The 14,675-nt window shown below is 44.2% G+C and carries 14 protein-coding genes; 6 read left to right on the top strand and 8 right to left on the bottom strand.

Annotated features, from left to right (window positions below; genetic code table 11):
* Nucleotides 1–54 precede the first annotated feature (54 nt).
* From EJP82_RS20625 to EJP82_RS20595, 7 genes are read right to left on the bottom strand one after another with little or no spacing between them, the layout of a single operon-like run.
* The gene (locus tag EJP82_RS20625) at nt 55–1,194 is read right to left on the bottom strand and encodes an amidohydrolase family protein (protein WP_127193955.1); all 1,140 of its coding nucleotides are present in this window, start codon (nt 1,192–1,194) and stop codon (nt 55–57) included.
* On the bottom strand, nt 1,184–2,257 hold the full coding sequence (locus EJP82_RS20620) for a pyridoxal-phosphate-dependent aminotransferase family protein (protein ID WP_127193954.1): 1,074 nt from the start codon (nt 2,255–2,257) through the stop codon (nt 1,184–1,186). The genes EJP82_RS20625 and EJP82_RS20620 overlap by 11 nt, the downstream gene beginning before the upstream one ends.
* The gene (locus tag EJP82_RS20615) at nt 2,257–3,030 is read right to left on the bottom strand and encodes an ABC transporter ATP-binding protein (protein ID WP_127193953.1); all 774 of its coding nucleotides are present in this window, start codon (nt 3,028–3,030) and stop codon (nt 2,257–2,259) included. The genes EJP82_RS20620 and EJP82_RS20615 overlap by 1 nt, the downstream gene beginning before the upstream one ends.
* Nucleotides 3,027–3,779 (bottom strand): ABC transporter ATP-binding protein, encoded by a 753-nt coding sequence (locus tag EJP82_RS20610; protein ID WP_246054345.1) that lies wholly within the window; start codon nt 3,777–3,779, stop codon nt 3,027–3,029. The genes EJP82_RS20615 and EJP82_RS20610 overlap by 4 nt, the downstream gene beginning before the upstream one ends.
* A gap of 5 nt (nt 3,780–3,784) precedes the next feature.
* The gene (locus EJP82_RS20605; protein ID WP_127193951.1) at nt 3,785–4,651 is read right to left on the bottom strand and encodes an ABC transporter permease; all 867 of its coding nucleotides are present in this window, start codon (nt 4,649–4,651) and stop codon (nt 3,785–3,787) included.
* The gene (locus EJP82_RS20600) at nt 4,651–5,637 is read right to left on the bottom strand and encodes an ABC transporter permease (RefSeq protein ID WP_246054341.1); all 987 of its coding nucleotides are present in this window, start codon (nt 5,635–5,637) and stop codon (nt 4,651–4,653) included. Before EJP82_RS20600 ends, EJP82_RS20605 begins: the two co-directional genes overlap by 1 nt.
* The gene (locus EJP82_RS20595) at nt 5,630–7,252 is read right to left on the bottom strand and encodes an ABC transporter substrate-binding protein (RefSeq protein ID WP_127193950.1); all 1,623 of its coding nucleotides are present in this window, start codon (nt 7,250–7,252) and stop codon (nt 5,630–5,632) included. Before EJP82_RS20595 ends, EJP82_RS20600 begins: the two co-directional genes overlap by 8 nt.
* Before the next feature lie 224 nt (nt 7,253–7,476).
* Here EJP82_RS20595 and EJP82_RS20590 point away from each other — a divergent pair, with 224 nt between their 5' ends.
* From EJP82_RS20590 to EJP82_RS20575, 4 genes are all read left to right on the top strand, one after another.
* Nucleotides 7,477–7,875, top strand: a complete 399-nt coding sequence (locus EJP82_RS20590) for a GntR family transcriptional regulator (RefSeq protein WP_127193949.1) — start codon at nt 7,477–7,479, stop codon at nt 7,873–7,875.
* The gene (locus tag EJP82_RS20585; protein WP_127193948.1) at nt 7,875–8,975 is read left to right on the top strand and encodes a DUF1648 domain-containing protein; all 1,101 of its coding nucleotides are present in this window, start codon (nt 7,875–7,877) and stop codon (nt 8,973–8,975) included. The genes EJP82_RS20590 and EJP82_RS20585 overlap by 1 nt, the downstream gene beginning before the upstream one ends.
* A 54-nt stretch (nt 8,976–9,029) precedes the next feature.
* Complete coding sequence (locus EJP82_RS20580; RefSeq protein WP_127193947.1) at nt 9,030–10,640, top strand: alpha/beta hydrolase family protein; 1,611 nt, start codon at nt 9,030–9,032, stop codon at nt 10,638–10,640.
* A gap of 167 nt (nt 10,641–10,807) precedes the next feature.
* Nucleotides 10,808–11,185, top strand: coding sequence for a hypothetical protein (locus EJP82_RS20575; RefSeq protein ID WP_246054338.1), 378 nt, complete (start codon nt 10,808–10,810; stop codon nt 11,183–11,185).
* Nucleotides 11,186–11,273: 88 nt separating this feature from the next.
* Here EJP82_RS20575 and EJP82_RS20570 read toward each other — a convergent pair whose 3' ends face one another.
* Nucleotides 11,274–12,023: an IclR family transcriptional regulator gene (locus EJP82_RS20570; protein ID WP_127193945.1), complete on the bottom strand. Its 750-nt coding sequence runs from the start codon at nt 12,021–12,023 to the stop codon at nt 11,274–11,276.
* A gap of 254 nt (nt 12,024–12,277) precedes the next feature.
* On the opposite strand from EJP82_RS20570, the gene EJP82_RS20565 reads away from it, so the two are divergent.
* Both EJP82_RS20565 and EJP82_RS20560 read left to right on the top strand, forming a co-directional pair.
* On the top strand, nt 12,278–13,234 hold the full coding sequence (locus tag EJP82_RS20565) for an alpha/beta hydrolase (RefSeq protein WP_425464360.1): 957 nt from the start codon (nt 12,278–12,280) through the stop codon (nt 13,232–13,234).
* A 103-nt stretch (nt 13,235–13,337) separates the two neighbouring features.
* A complete protein-coding gene (locus EJP82_RS20560; protein ID WP_127193943.1) occupies nt 13,338–14,585 on the top strand; it encodes a Fe-Mn family superoxide dismutase in 1,248 nt (415 codons plus the stop codon).
* Nucleotides 14,586–14,675: the final 90 nt, after the last annotated feature.

The raw sequence follows: 14,675 nt of genomic DNA, 5'->3' as shown, positions 1-14,675 counted from the left end.
AAAAATGTCCCATAGGCCATGATAAGGCTTATGGGACATTTTGTTATTCCAATTCTATTCTACTACTCCAGTAACTACGGTTACGATACTTTCCTGCAAAGCCTTAGCATTTTGCGACTTATATGGATCAGCATCAAAGATAATCGCATCTGCTGTGAAATTCTCTTCTATACGTCCCAGACTGTTCCCATATCCCAAAACTTCGGCGGCAAACTCCGTAGCAGCTTGCCATGCCTCTTTACGAGTTAATCCACAATCGATTAGTGTCTCTAACTCTTCAAGGTTGCATCCATGAAGCGCAGGTGTAGCATAATCCGTACCGAATGCAATTCGTGCTCCTGCTCTCTTGGCATAATTAATGGCTTTAGGGTGAGCTTCGGCGGCACGAGCGGCACGATCACAAATTTCTTGGTTCAAGGAAAGAACTCCAGATGGATCTGCTGCTATACGATAAATGGAAGCCGTAGGCACAAAGGCTGTCTTGGATTGAGCAAGTCGATTGGCTTGAGCCTCGGTTAAATACATTCCATGCTCAATAGATTCCACACCAGCATTAATAGCCCAGTCAATAGTAATCCCGCCCCAAGTATGAACCAATACTTTTATGTTCCGTGCGTGGGCGCTACGCACTATGAAAGTGAATTCTTCCTCTGAAAAAATCGGGTTCAATACGGTATCTGATGGTGAACCCAATCCCCCCGTTGCAAGGATCTTAATCCAGCTTGCCCCCGAATTAATAATTTCTGTGACCCGTGATTCCAAATACTTAATCCCTCGTGCATCATGAGCTCCAAGCATATCACCGCAGGTGTGAACTCTTAACGGCTGGTTGTAATGCTGACCTATATGCTGTACAGTACTTGGCTGAAGTCCACCCGCATCACGCACTGTAGTGACTCCGGCCCGTAGCGTTGCCTCAAAAGCTTGTGCTTGCAAGACTTCTACTTCCAGATCAGCACGCTTTAACTGATCAGCATGATCAAAATCCGTCCATGCCAAATGCGTATGAAGATCAATTATACCCGGAGAAATCCATACATCCTTGGCTAGATTATTGGGTTGATCGGTCGAGGTTATAGACTCACGAATGGACGAAAACCGACCATTACTTATCGTTATATCGAATCGCTTATCAGCTATCCCCGCAATATATATTTTTTCAAATGTTTGATCTTGTTGAAATTCAGCGCCCATCTTCATTCCCCCAGATTGACCTTTGGACAGCAATTGCATTTGCAGGGTCTTGATGCACTAGTTCTGCTAGCGTTGTGATAGCTTGTTCAATGCTTTGCTGGTTAGCATTCGCACCAAAATGATTAATGCGTAAGAGCTTACCATACAGTTCTCCATCTCCGGGAGCCACAATGCCTATAGGTTCATTGATACGGAGATTGCTATCGCCTTGAGGAATCCGCACAGTTGTAGTCAGCGGTGAGTAGCCACTTTCTTTCCGTTGCCATGGTTCAAGGCCTAAGGCTGTAATCCCCGCAATTGCAGTAGTCGATGCTAACTGATGACGATGGTTAACTACTTCTAAGCCTTCCTGCTCCACAAGTGTTAATGCTTCTATAAGTGCCCGGGCTTCTAACACAGGGATATTGGCGGGAACTCTCAGTGGAGCCGAACTAGTATGGGGACATCTTAAGTCAAGCAAGGATAGAATGGAATTACGTGGTGCATGTTCGTTGGAAGCTAGAAACTCCCAGCCACGCGAGGAAATCCCCACAGCGCTAATCCCGTTGGGACCGGCTAGCGCTTTTTGTGCACCAATAGCTACAAAATCAATGCCCCACTCGTCCATAAGCACCGGCTCTCCCCCGATTGCCGAAACGGAATCTGCCACGGTTATGAGGTTTGATCGGCGTGCGATATCCAGTATTTCCTTTGTCGGATTAGTGCCCCCTGTGACCGCTTCTCCCTGCACGAAAGAAAGCGCACATGGATTATAACGTTCTATCGCTGCAGTAACTACTTCTACCGTTATTACTTCATCAAAGGGCACTTTAACCTCAATGACCTCTGCTCCACCACGTTCAAGCCATTTTCCGAAAATATCTCCATAGGGACCTGTCACTATATTGAGAATCTTGCGACCGGGAGCGGATATGCCTGCTGCTATGGCCTCAATTCCCAGGATTGCCTCGCCCGGAATAATTACCGGGGATTGTTGAGTTGATAAAAGTTTAGAGAGCAAGTGAGTGAGTGTATCAAACTCCGATAGAGTAAGAGGTCGAAATCCTTTATTATCTTGACTCATTATGAAATACCTCCTTCGATGTTGGATGTTGGCATTCTTGTAACAGCCGCCAAAAGCTCGCGGCTATAAGACGTCTCCGGGTGAGTAAAGAATTGTTCCTTAGGGTTAATCTCAAGAACCTTTCCATGACGCATTACCGCAACAGTATCACTTATCGCATTTATAACTCCTAGGTCATGAGAGATAAACAGCAGCGTTAGATTAAGCTCCGATTTGAGATGGTTAAAGAGTTCAAGCACACTCAGCTGTACCGAAACATCCAATGCGCTCGTTGGTTCATCCGCAATAAGTATACTTGGCTCAACGCTTAAGGCGCGAGCAATTGCAATCCGCTGGCGCTGACCGCCGGAAAATTCATGAGGGTATCTGTCAAGGGATCTTTCGTCGATATGAACACGCGCCAGAAGCTCCTTACATCTTTTATCCACCCCAGAACGTTCAACAATTTTATGAAACAGCAGCGCTTCGGCAAGAATTTGCCTAATTGTATGTTTTGGATTAAGCGATGAATCCGGATTTTGAAATATCATTTGGATCATTTTATGCTGTTCCCGGCTTCGCTTCTTCCCTAGTGTTTGAGAACCCAGCACGACTTGTCCCTCATCAGGGGTAATCAGTCCGGCTATTACTCGAGCAAGAGTTGATTTACCTGAACCAGATTCGCCCACGAGGCCAAGTGTAGTATGCTGCTGTAGCTCCAAGCTTACGTTGTCCAAGGCAGTAAATTTACCATAATGAACTGACAAATTTTCTATCCGCAATGCTGTCTTCATACACCTGCACTCCTTTCAAACTCTGGTAAAGGAAGTACCGCATTAATAAGCATCTGCGTATAGGGGTCCTGTGGGTTTTGCAGAAGGCTTAAGGAGTCACCACGTTCAACGATCTTACCCTCTTTCATAACACAAAGCTTGGAGCACATCGCAGCAGCAATGGCAAGATTGTGAGTTACAAACACGATGGCAAATCCAAGTTCGCTTTGAAGTCGTGTAATTGTCTCGATTATCTGCTGCTGAACCGTAACGTCAAGCGCTGTGGTCGGTTCATCACAAAGAAGTATACCCGGCTTGCACGCTAAAGCTATGGCGATTACAATACGTTGACATTGTCCCCCTGAAAGTTGGCTAGGGTATCGATCCGTATGCTTTAAAGAATCAGGAAGACCAAGCATTTCAAGCAGTTCCAAAGCTATGGTTCGTGAAGCCCTCCGGCTTACATTCTGTCTGTAGTACACTACCTCAGCAAGCTGCCGGACAACCGGACATAGAGGATCAAGCGCTCCTCTCGGGTCTTGAAAGATCATAGCAGCTCTACCATCACATTTGATGACCCCACTGACTTGTTCTACACCACGTGGGAGCAAACCAAGGATGGAACGCAAAGTAAGCGATTTCCCTGATCCGGATTCGCCTACAATCCCCAAGCTTTCGCCCGCTCCAACCGAAAGACTTACATTGGTGACTAGTTGTTTTTTAGATTTTGCAGCAAGCGACAGTCCTTCTATTTCCAAAATCGGATTCATAGAAATCATTTTCTCCTCCATAAGTCTGCCAGACCATCACCCACAAGGGATAACGCTATTCCCGTGTATACGACGGCGAGTCCCGGAACTGCTGAAAGCCACCAAGCTGTGGTTATAAAGGATTGACCATCAGAAATCATAGTTCCCCAATCCGGAGTAGGCGGCGCGATGCCGATACCGAGATAACCCAGCGTAACAATAGCCACAAGCAAACCAACCATATCCGTCATAAGTACTACCACTGCTTGGGGAAGTACATTAGGCAGTAGATGCCGCAGTATGATTTTTACCCCTGGTATCCCAAGGGTTTGAGCCGAAGCTACCCATTCCTGCTTGCGAAACGATGCACTAAGGCCTTTAATTACACGTGCATATACAATCCAGCCCACCAAGATAAAGGTGATATATAACCCCCGTTGACCTGCGCCACTGGCAAAGGCCACTATAATTACAATCAGATAGAAGGGAAAGGCAATAAAAGTATCGGTCACTAATGTAATAAGCGTATCTATCCATTTACCGTAATATCCAGCAAGCATCCCCAGAAACACACCCGTGCAAAAAGGTATAATCTCTGCCAACACCATGATTTTCAAATCCGTCCGCGCGGCATAAATGAGCCTCGTAAATAAATCACGTCCCAGTTGATCAGTCCCCAGCCAATGCTCAGATGATGGGGGCTGCAAGATAGCATACAGATTCTGGTCGGAAGGATGGTAAGGGCTTATAAACGGCGCCAGCACAGCCAAGCCTACCAAGATTATTAGCATGATACTTCCCACTAATAGAGATGGAGTATTAAGTATTCTATTGATGATACGTTTATTCTTATCGTCCGCTTGCAATGGAAGGTCTAATAGTGTGGGTTTCATTATTTTCCTTTCGTTCTGGGATCAAGCCGCCAGGAAGCGATTTCGATCAGGAGGCTGATGATTACTACAGATATCGCACAGTAAAGAGCTATACCTTGTATAACCGGGAAATCCCGTTTTGAAATGGATGAAAAAAGTAAACTTCCTATACCTTTGATGCCAAATACCTGTTCAACAACCAACGTACCACCAATCAGGTAGGAGATGTTTACGCCAAGGAGCATAAGGGTAGGAAGCGCGGAATTACGCAGAACATGCTTCATTAGAATAACCCTATTCGGTATTCCCGCCGCCTTCAAGGTGACGACAAAATCCGATTCTAGCACTTCCAACATTTGTGCCCTTAGAGAACGAATTAGTGTAGGAATTTGTGAAAATGCGACAGTTATCGCAGGTAGAATAAGACTGTGTAGTGTTCCAGTCACACCTTCACCGACTCCCCCCACGGGAAACCACCCTAGCCGAACGCTAAAAATCAAAATAAGTAACAAGCCCACCCAAAAAACTGGCATACCAAGTGTTATAGTAGGAAAAATCCGTATCATATGATCAAGCAGTCTATCTTTATGAGTTGCTGCAAGCGTGGCAAGCACAAGTGAAATAAGTATTGCCAAAAGGCTAGCCATCGCAATAAGCAGTAACGTAACGGGAGCTCGCTCTGCAATAAGTTCTCTTGAGGAGGTACCCGAAATAATCGAAGATCCGGTATCTCCGTTTATGAGGAGATTTTGCACAAATCGCACGAACTGTTCCCAAAGAGGAAGATCCAGCCCGAGAGTATGGTGCATACTCTCGATAGCCTCAGGCGTGCTGTACTCTCCCAAGATCATTTTGGCGGGGTCTCCCGGCACAATCCTTATAATGAAAAAGACTGCCGTCACTACACAGATGATCACTACTGCTGCTCTTATAAGAGCAAGCAGTAGCCATCTGCGCGGTGAATCTATATCTACGAATTTTCTTAGCAGGTTGCTAGACTTAATCATTTTTAATATGAACATCCTCAAAACGAATGCTGCCGTTAGGAAGTACAACTATCCCATCAATATTAGAACGGACACCTTTCAAAATATCTGGGTAATAAAGCGGAATATAGGGAACTTCATCAGCAAGAGTCTGTTGAAGCTTGGCGTAAATATCCCCACGCTCTGTCCCATCCAGCGTTTTCTGTCCCTCGTACAAGAGCTTAGTAACTTCATCGTTCGTGTAATGAGTCCAGTACGACTTACTGAAGCCTTCTGGATCTGTCTGGAAAGCAAGGATCGAATTCGCTTCTGGAGAATCTGCCTGCCCACTGTTAATCATCGCTGAGAAATCATAAGCAAAGAAACGCTCACGGAATGAGGCCAACTCTATGGATTCAATCTCAATATTTATACCAATACTTTTGGCAGCTGCTTGAATGATCTGTGCCTCTTGAGCTCTTGCACTGTTTCCGGATGCGATAAGCAATTTCGTCGAGAACCCACTAGGAAATGATGATTTTGCAAGTTCTTCCTTGGCTGCAGTTGTATCGAAGCCCAGCGCTTTGATCGAATCGTTTGTGTTGTAGGGGATTGCCGGTGGCAACAAAGAGTTTGCAACCTGGGCATAACCAAAGGTAAGCGCATTGGTCAATCCTTCACGGTCAATTGCTAGTGCCAGCGCACGACGAACATGTACATCAGAGAAATGCTCATCCAGCGTATTGAAGAATAACTGTTCTGTTACCCAACTACCATTGGTAACCACAGTAGTGTCTGCCCCTTGCTTAATTTCATTAGCATTCCCAAGAGCTACTGACTCGATAGCGTCTACCTCACCAGCCTTGAGCTGATTGATAGCTTGGCTGTCATCTTCAATGAGTTTGTAGACAAGTTTATCGATATAAGGCTTACCTTCCTGCCAATAGTTAGGGTTCTTGGTGAAAGTAAGATCACCCGCCTTATCCCATGTCTCAACGACAAAAGGTCCAGTACCTACGGGATTCTTAAAGAATTCCTCTTCGGAGACGCCGCCAAAATTGTTCGGAATTATACCATTAGAGAAATTACTTAGCTCTGAAATGAATGGTGTGTAAGGTTCTTTAAGCGTAATCACCAAGGTTGCAGCGTCTTGAGCCTTAAGTGACGCGACCTGCGCTGCTATAGCCAAAGGACCTCCAACATCCAAATGCCTTTGAAGTGAGAACACTGCGTCCTCAGCAGTAACTTCAGTTCCGTTAGAGAACTTCAGACCATCACGTAATACAAAAGTATAAGTTAAACCATCTGTACTAACAGTATGGGACTTTGCAAGCCAATCTACAATTTCACCCTTACTATTAAATGAAATTAGCGGTTCAAATACTTTATCAATTGCAAAAGCATTATTTGACGTAATTTGATTATGTAAATCCAATGAGTTTACAGAAGCCGGACGACCATACGTAAAAGTGCCACCTTCTGCAGGTTGATCGGCAACTTTGCTTTGGTTAGTTCCTTGATTTACGGTTTGATTTGCATCTTTATTTTGGCCCTGATCATTCTTTGATCCGGAGCATCCTGCCACAAAAACCAATAAAAGAATCAATAAAGGTCCAACCAAGAACGACTTCCTACGAAATGCGCTAAATTTTGACATGCCAGATCCCCCTCTTATCTAATTAATCTTATATGTTTAGTATGGGTATCATTATGAATCAATGTACCTCTCCCGTCAATCGAAATTAATTAACGAGTTGATTAATCTACCTTACGAGGGGAGTCGTTTTTTTGCAATAGTCCATTAGAAAAGAACTCTATTGCATTTGAATATTCTAGCTGTTATAGTATGACTATAACAGCTAGAATAAAGGAGGTGCCCACTTGATTATTGAACTTGATATGCAATCAGAGGTTCCAATCTATACACAATTAGTGAATCAAATCATCGAAGGGATCGCGAGCGGGCGCTTACAGCTTGGAGAACCACTTCCATCCGTTCGCAGTCTCGCAGCAGACATCGGTGTCAACCTTCATACGGTTAACAAGGCATATACCTTACTAAAGCAAGATGGATTTATTCAAGTTCACCGCCAGAAAGGTGTTGTTATCCATCCGGATGGTATGCCTCCGGTAACGGCCGAATACAGTGATAAGCAGCGCCAAGAACTCAAGCCCATCGTTGCTGAAGCCATCTGCCGAGGCATGAGCAAGGAAGAATTACTTCAGATTGTCGAACTTATTCACGAAGAAATAACACATAGTGGAAAGGAGACTTCATAATGCAACTACTCTCTGCTTTTATCTTGATAATGCTTTTTCTTCCCATAGCTGCCGTCCTGGCTTTTACTCCCTATTTCACCAGGGAAACGATCAGCTTCGGAGTTTCGGTTAGTGAAGAGCATTACCGTAGTGATCTTCTACGCAAGATGCGTAAGAAGTTTGCTTCTATCAGTGTCGTGATCTATAGTATTTTGCTCCTAGCTAGTCTCATCGTACTGGTGCAAATAGGAGATCTGGGTCAATCGATAACTGTAGGTGCTTGTGTGATCGTTATGATCATCGTATCTGTTGTTATGAACCTCACCTTTTATTTTAAAATGAAAAAACTCAAACCTTCCCTTCCACCTGGTCCCACCGGTGGCAAGACAATCCTAGCTATTGATACTAGTTTTCGCCAGCATAAGCTCATACTTTCGAACAAATGGTTTCTGGTTCATTTCGCTATCACCGTAATTTGTACGATCTTTGTCTTTGCCAATTACGACCGAATTCCAGCAACAATTGCAATGAAATTTGATTTCCAGGGTAACGTCATAAGTAGTGCTGCCAAGTCCTATTGGTCCGTCTTGTTCCCGAATATCATGCAAGTGATCATGCTCTTAGTGTTCCTGATGGTCAACCATAGTATTTCGAGCAGTAAACAACAGATCCATGCTGGGGATCCTGAACGCTCCATCAGACGAAACATCGTATTTCGCCGTAAATGGTCTCTGTTTACGCTGTTATCCGCATTTGCAATAACATTCCTATTCGCCTTTATTCAGTTGAACATGATTTATCCCATGAAGGTAGAGATCTTAGCATTCGTGAGTATTCTGGTTCCGGTCTTCATTGTCCTATTTGCCATAATCCTCGCCTTTACTACCGGACAGGGCGGTAGCCGAATCGAACGTTCAGAGATTGGTTCCCCCATACAGCCCGTGAATGATGATGCTTATTGGAAGCTTGGAGTCATATATTTCAACCCCAAGGACCCCGCAATATGGGTGGAAAAAAGGTCAGGTATCGGATGGACAATTAATACAGCAAATCCCATGTCCTGGATTATCTTTATTGGCCTTATCGGCATCATTACTCTGGTCACCGAATTTGCAAAATAACTGCAAATTCAGTAGATAGATAACTATTAATTCAGATTCTTAGGAGGAACCCCCATGTCCAAGAAAAACAAGAAGTTCCATGTAGTTGCAACAACTGCTCTGGCACTCACACTTACCTTACCAGCACTCTCAACCTCTGCTGCATCTGTACAGAATGGGTCAAAGCTAACTCCCATACGGGATGTAGCAGCTAAGATTGGTGCAGAGATCAAATGGAATCAGAGTACGCAAAGTGTTACCCTTACTAACAACAATCATGTAATTACCTTTAAAATCGGCGAAAAAAAGGCATTAATTGACGGGAAGTCTGTCGCTTTAAACCAACCATTCCGTCTCGTATCCGGTCACACCTTAGTTGATGCAGACTTTATTACCAAAGCAATGACGTCTCAGGAAGCCGCTGAAGTTGCTGATACCGCTGATATATTCCTTGAGTTGCTGAAATCCGGGGACGGAACCAACGCTGCCAAATACATTAGTTCAACATCGTCCACTTCCCTCCCTGAAGCTTTCCTTAATACAGCATGGAGTAGTTTCGCAGCTCAGTTCGGTGGTGTTAAAGGAGATCCCATCAAGAACGAGAGCAGTAATGCTATTCACCGGAATGTAACCTATACGTTCCAGGGTGCCATTCCCTTTGACCTAACGCTAAGACTAAATCTTGCGGGTCAAATTGACGACATGTTCATTGCCGTTTCTTCCGCTTCAAATTATCAAAAGCCATCCTATGATATTGCCTCTTCCTACATTGAACAGGAAGTTGTCGTGGGTGAAGGTGCGCTCGCCCTACCCGGAACGCTCACTACTCCAGTTGGCAAAGGGCCATTTCCAGTCGTTGTGTTAGTTCACGGTTCAGGTATGCATAACCGTGACTCCGCTATCGGCGGGTCAAAGCCGTTCCGTGACCTTGCTGTAGGTCTTGCATCCAAAGGTATTGCAGTACTTAGATACGACAAAGTAACCTACGAGCATACATTCAAAGTGGCTTCACAGCCTAAATTTACATTAAAAAAAGAAACTGTTGATGACGCTATTTCAGCCGTGGAGTTACTTAAAGCAAATCCCAATATCGATGCTTCCCGCATCTTTGTCGCAGGACATAGTCAAGGCGGTCTCGCTATGCCACTTATTCTGGACGCCGATAAGAACGGCGATATAGCTGGTAGCATTCTGCTGGCTGGACCTAGTGACACATTCATTAATGTTATGGCAGAGCAGCAAGTGGAGCTAGTATCCCGTCTTAAAGGGTTGGGTCAAGATACGACACCTTATGAGCAAAGTGCCGCATTAATTAAGAGCATGTCCGATATGTTAAACGATCCGCAGTATTCAGTGGATAACCTCCCAGCTCAATTCCCATTCCAACCTTCTTATTGGTGGTTTGAGCAAAAAGGGTATAAACCATCTGAGCTTGCCAAGAAACAATCCGGACAAATGTTAATCTTACAGGGGGAGAACGATGTCCAAGTATCGATTAATCAATTCGACGGATGGAAAACAGCGCTGAAGGACCGCAAAGATGTCCAATATAAATCGTATCCTAAAGTGAATCACTTACTAGCTGAATACGATGGGGTATCAGTGGCTGCAGAATATGCCCTACCATCCAATGTATCCAAAGCCATTATTGACGATATCGCCGCATGGGTTCAAAACATAAAATAAAGATCATTCTTCCCTATCAAATATCGTAAATTAAAAACGGGGCTATTCCATTAGTAGATTTATCTACTAAGGATAGTCCCTTATCTATTTATTCTACTTTCTATGCTCTCATCCAATCACCCTTCTACTATTCATCATATAGTGTTTTCAGAAGGGAGATGATAACATTGCCATTATCAAAAGAAGTAAGTATATCTCAGGTTTTTCCACGGCTCACTATATTCTCCGAAGAAAATTTCCGTGGCTCAAGCAGAATTCTCAGAGGGAATCTAGGAATTCGGAATACAGATAGTATCCTTGATGGAATTGAAAGTCTTCGTTTCTTCTCCACAAGTTCTAATGCAACATTAGTTCTATTTACTAGAACAAGATTTCGTGGAAACTTCCGTGTCCTTCGTGGAAACCACAATATTGCAGACCTAGATGATTTTATCTCAGGTCAAGATGTCGAATCCTTAATCTCAACTAATCAAAGATTAACACTAACTCAAATTCGAAATATTCGTGACCGTGGAACCCTACCGTCTGGATACAGTACATTCTAAAAAGTTTGTCTTCATGCGTAAATAAAATGACCGACCAAGGCTAACCTCCTTGATCGGTCATTTTGTATTAGTTAAGGAATTTTCCCACTTAAGAAGAATGTATCATCATACCCATTTCTCGTGCCGCTTCAATCAACACAGGACTAAATTCGATTAGCGTTTGTGGTGACAGTCGACTCACGGGTCCTGATAGCGATAAAGCCGCTGCTATCTTTCCCGTTCGATCAAAGATGGGTGCAGAAACCGCAGCCGCCCCAGGCTCCCGCTCCTCATAGCTTGTAGCATACCCAATCTTACGTATCTCCTCTAATTGAGACACATAAGCCTGCCGATCGATTGTAGGAGGCCACTCACGATCCTCCAGCACAGCATTTAATACTGCCTCGTCGGCATAGGCAACCAGCACCTTACTAGATGCGCCCACATATAACGGCAACCTTGCACCCACGACGGCAACCCGTCTAATCGCCTGATTGCTCTGGACAGCTCCAATTCTCAACCGATCAATTCCATCACGTAGGTATAAGCTAACTGTCTCGCCTAAGCGGTCACGGAGCTGTTCCATTTGTGGTAATAATAGAATCGCTGGATCATCATTCTGGGATAAGTGAGCCGATAGCTCCCAAACTTTCATCCCAAGACGGTATTTCTCTGTTGATGTATCACGTATAACAAAACCCTTATCCTCTAGTGTAGCTAAGAGCCTATGCACAGTACTTTTGTGTATACCAATCCTTGCGGAGATTTCAGTAAGTCCAAGATCGCTCCCCTTGGTGAAGCACATCAATATATCAAGCGCTCGTTCAACAGCACGAACCGTTAATTTGCGGTCTTCCATTCAGTCTACCCCCTCCGGTTTCACTACATGAAACGTGGTTACATAAATTATATGGAAAACACTCCATTCCGTCAATTATTGACTTTATAGAGTGCTAGTCTTACGATAGTTTCATAGTGAACCGCCTTTATTCGACAAAACTTGATTGAATTTTCATTCGATCTACTCATATAATTTAAATATAATATTAAAATTGTTTAGGAGGAGAGACCATGAGCCAAACGAGCCAAAGCCACCTCTCCCTAAAATCCGAGATGAATGAAGCTACGCCTTCTGTGATATCAGCTCGGCATATCAGTATCAAGCATATCGTTGTTGCTTTTCTACTATCCATCCTATTCTTTCTAATATTCTGTTTTGTTTCCTTACACGGATACATTGCCTGGGTTCTATCCAATCCGACAGTAGCCCCTCTGTACTCGAATCCAAAGCTTTCTAAAGATTTAGAGTATCAGGATGTCATTTTTCCCGCAGCTGACGGAAGTCGGATCATGCAAGGTTGGTATATTCCCGCAGATCAATCTAAGAAAACGATCATATTTAGTCACGGATATGGAGCAAATCGCGAAGAAACCTGGGTTCCAATGTACGATCTGGCCCACTTCGCTCATAGCTTGAACTACAATGTGCTGATGTTTGATTATGGATTTGCTGCTCAGAACAGCAAGGAAGTAGCTACCGGTGGCAAGAAAGAAAAGGAACAACTCCTTGGAGCAATTCAATTATCCAAACAACTTGGTGCGCAAGAGCTCGTCATTTGGGGCTTCTCCATGGGGGCTGGGACTGCACTGCAGGCTGCCTTGACCAGCCAAGATATCGACGGAATGATACTCGATAGCACCTTTCTGTTGGAACCAGATACGATGTATCACAACATCCGGCAGAATATCAATCTACCAAGGCATCCCTCTTTGGAAATTATCGGTCTTTTACTTCCGGCACTCAATGGCACAAGTTTTCGACAAATCCCATATTCTGAGGTGAAATCGAAAGACTATCCTTTCCCAACCCTATTCATTCATGGAACTGAGGACGAGAAGGCTCCTTATCCGATCGCTGAGCAATTGGCTGAGAATCAGACTAATCCTGCATCTGGGGTATGGATTTCCGAAGGTGCACATCATGAAATGATTTTCCGCGAGCATCCGAAAGAGTATTTACGCAAAGTATCCAACTTCCTTAGCAATATTGAATTATCATCTACCGATTAATTAATTCACCTGTTGCACTCAAGGGGGCCATTTAACGATAGCATAGTCCAAACCTTCTCTCGAATAGGTATTTAATAGCGATGAGAACTTTAGGAGGTTAGCTATGCTATTCGTTTATGGCCCTTATTTGCCTGTCCGAATTTTAGAAGAAATTCGCTTTTGGAAGGAGCAGGAGAAAGAACACACTGATGTCATTAAAGCAATCATCCCTAGTTTAGAAGTTTGTTACGTAAACCTACTTAGTGAGTGGCAAAAGGTCTTTGCTGAGGTAGAGCAGTCCGCCCATATTTTGCTACAATATGCCCTATCTTCAGAACAAGCCGCTTGTGACCCTCTGTTAATACAGCAAACCGAACAACTCCTCGAAGTAGCTTGTCGGCAATCGCATGAATTCATAAGACAGTTGTATTGTATTTTGGAGCAAAGTATCGCTGTAAGAGAAGTTCCGCTTGCAAAAACAGTGCTGCTGCATATCATTCGCGAATCGGAATATTTCCTCTGCGTGCTTGAAACCCTCAACCGCCCTGGAGAACTCGCCAGCAATGTTAACAATGCCCCAGCTATTCTAGACCCTCACTACCAAACTATTGTCGGTTCTCATACCATGATAAGCAGGGACATTCCCCTCTCTGAAGATATTCTAGAAGAAGAGCTCAGCGAACTGAACACTGATCTGCCTACACCCGAGGTGCGTAAGGACAGTAATATAAGAGAACCCAATCGTTCCGTACCGATCGGGGGACATACCCTGCCCCCACTACCTTACGCTTACAATGCACTTGAACCTTACATTGATGAGAAGACCATGCGCATCCACCACGACAAACACCATAAAGCCTATGTAGATGATTTAAATGTTGCTGAGAAGAAACTCCAGGAGGCCCGGAAATCAGGTAATTTTGATCTGGTGAAACACTGGGAACGAGAACTAGCATTTAACGGGGCGGGGCACTACCTACATACGATATTCTGGGATACGATGAGCCCTGAAGGTGGTGGCAAACCTGAAGGTGAATTACTGGAACAAATCAAATCGGATTTTGGCAGTTATGATGCTTTCCATAATCAATTCTCCAAAGCCGCTGAAAAGGTTGAAGGCGGTGGCTGGGCCGTTCTTGTCTGGAGTCCACGTAGTCATCGTCTGGAAATACTGACAGCAGAGAAGCATCAGAACCTATCACAGTGGGACATCGTACCACTTCTCCCACTGGACGTATGGGAACACGCCTACTATTTGAAACACCAGAACCAACGTAAGGACTATATTGCCGATTGGTGGAATGTCGTTTATTGGCCCGAGGTGGCAAAGCGTTACAATGAAGCGAAGAAGCTCAAATGGCAACCTTTCTGATTCTGGCACTCTATCTATATCTATAAAAAATAGGCTGACGTTGGTTAATTGATCTTACCCCTGTCAAGTAGACATTAATAAAACTGAAGT

Source organism: Paenibacillus anaericanus, from assembly GCF_003994475.1.
Classification (GTDB): Bacteria; Bacillota; Bacilli; order Paenibacillales; family Paenibacillaceae; genus Fontibacillus; species Fontibacillus anaericanus.
This window is presented reverse-complemented; position numbering and strand designations above follow the sequence as displayed.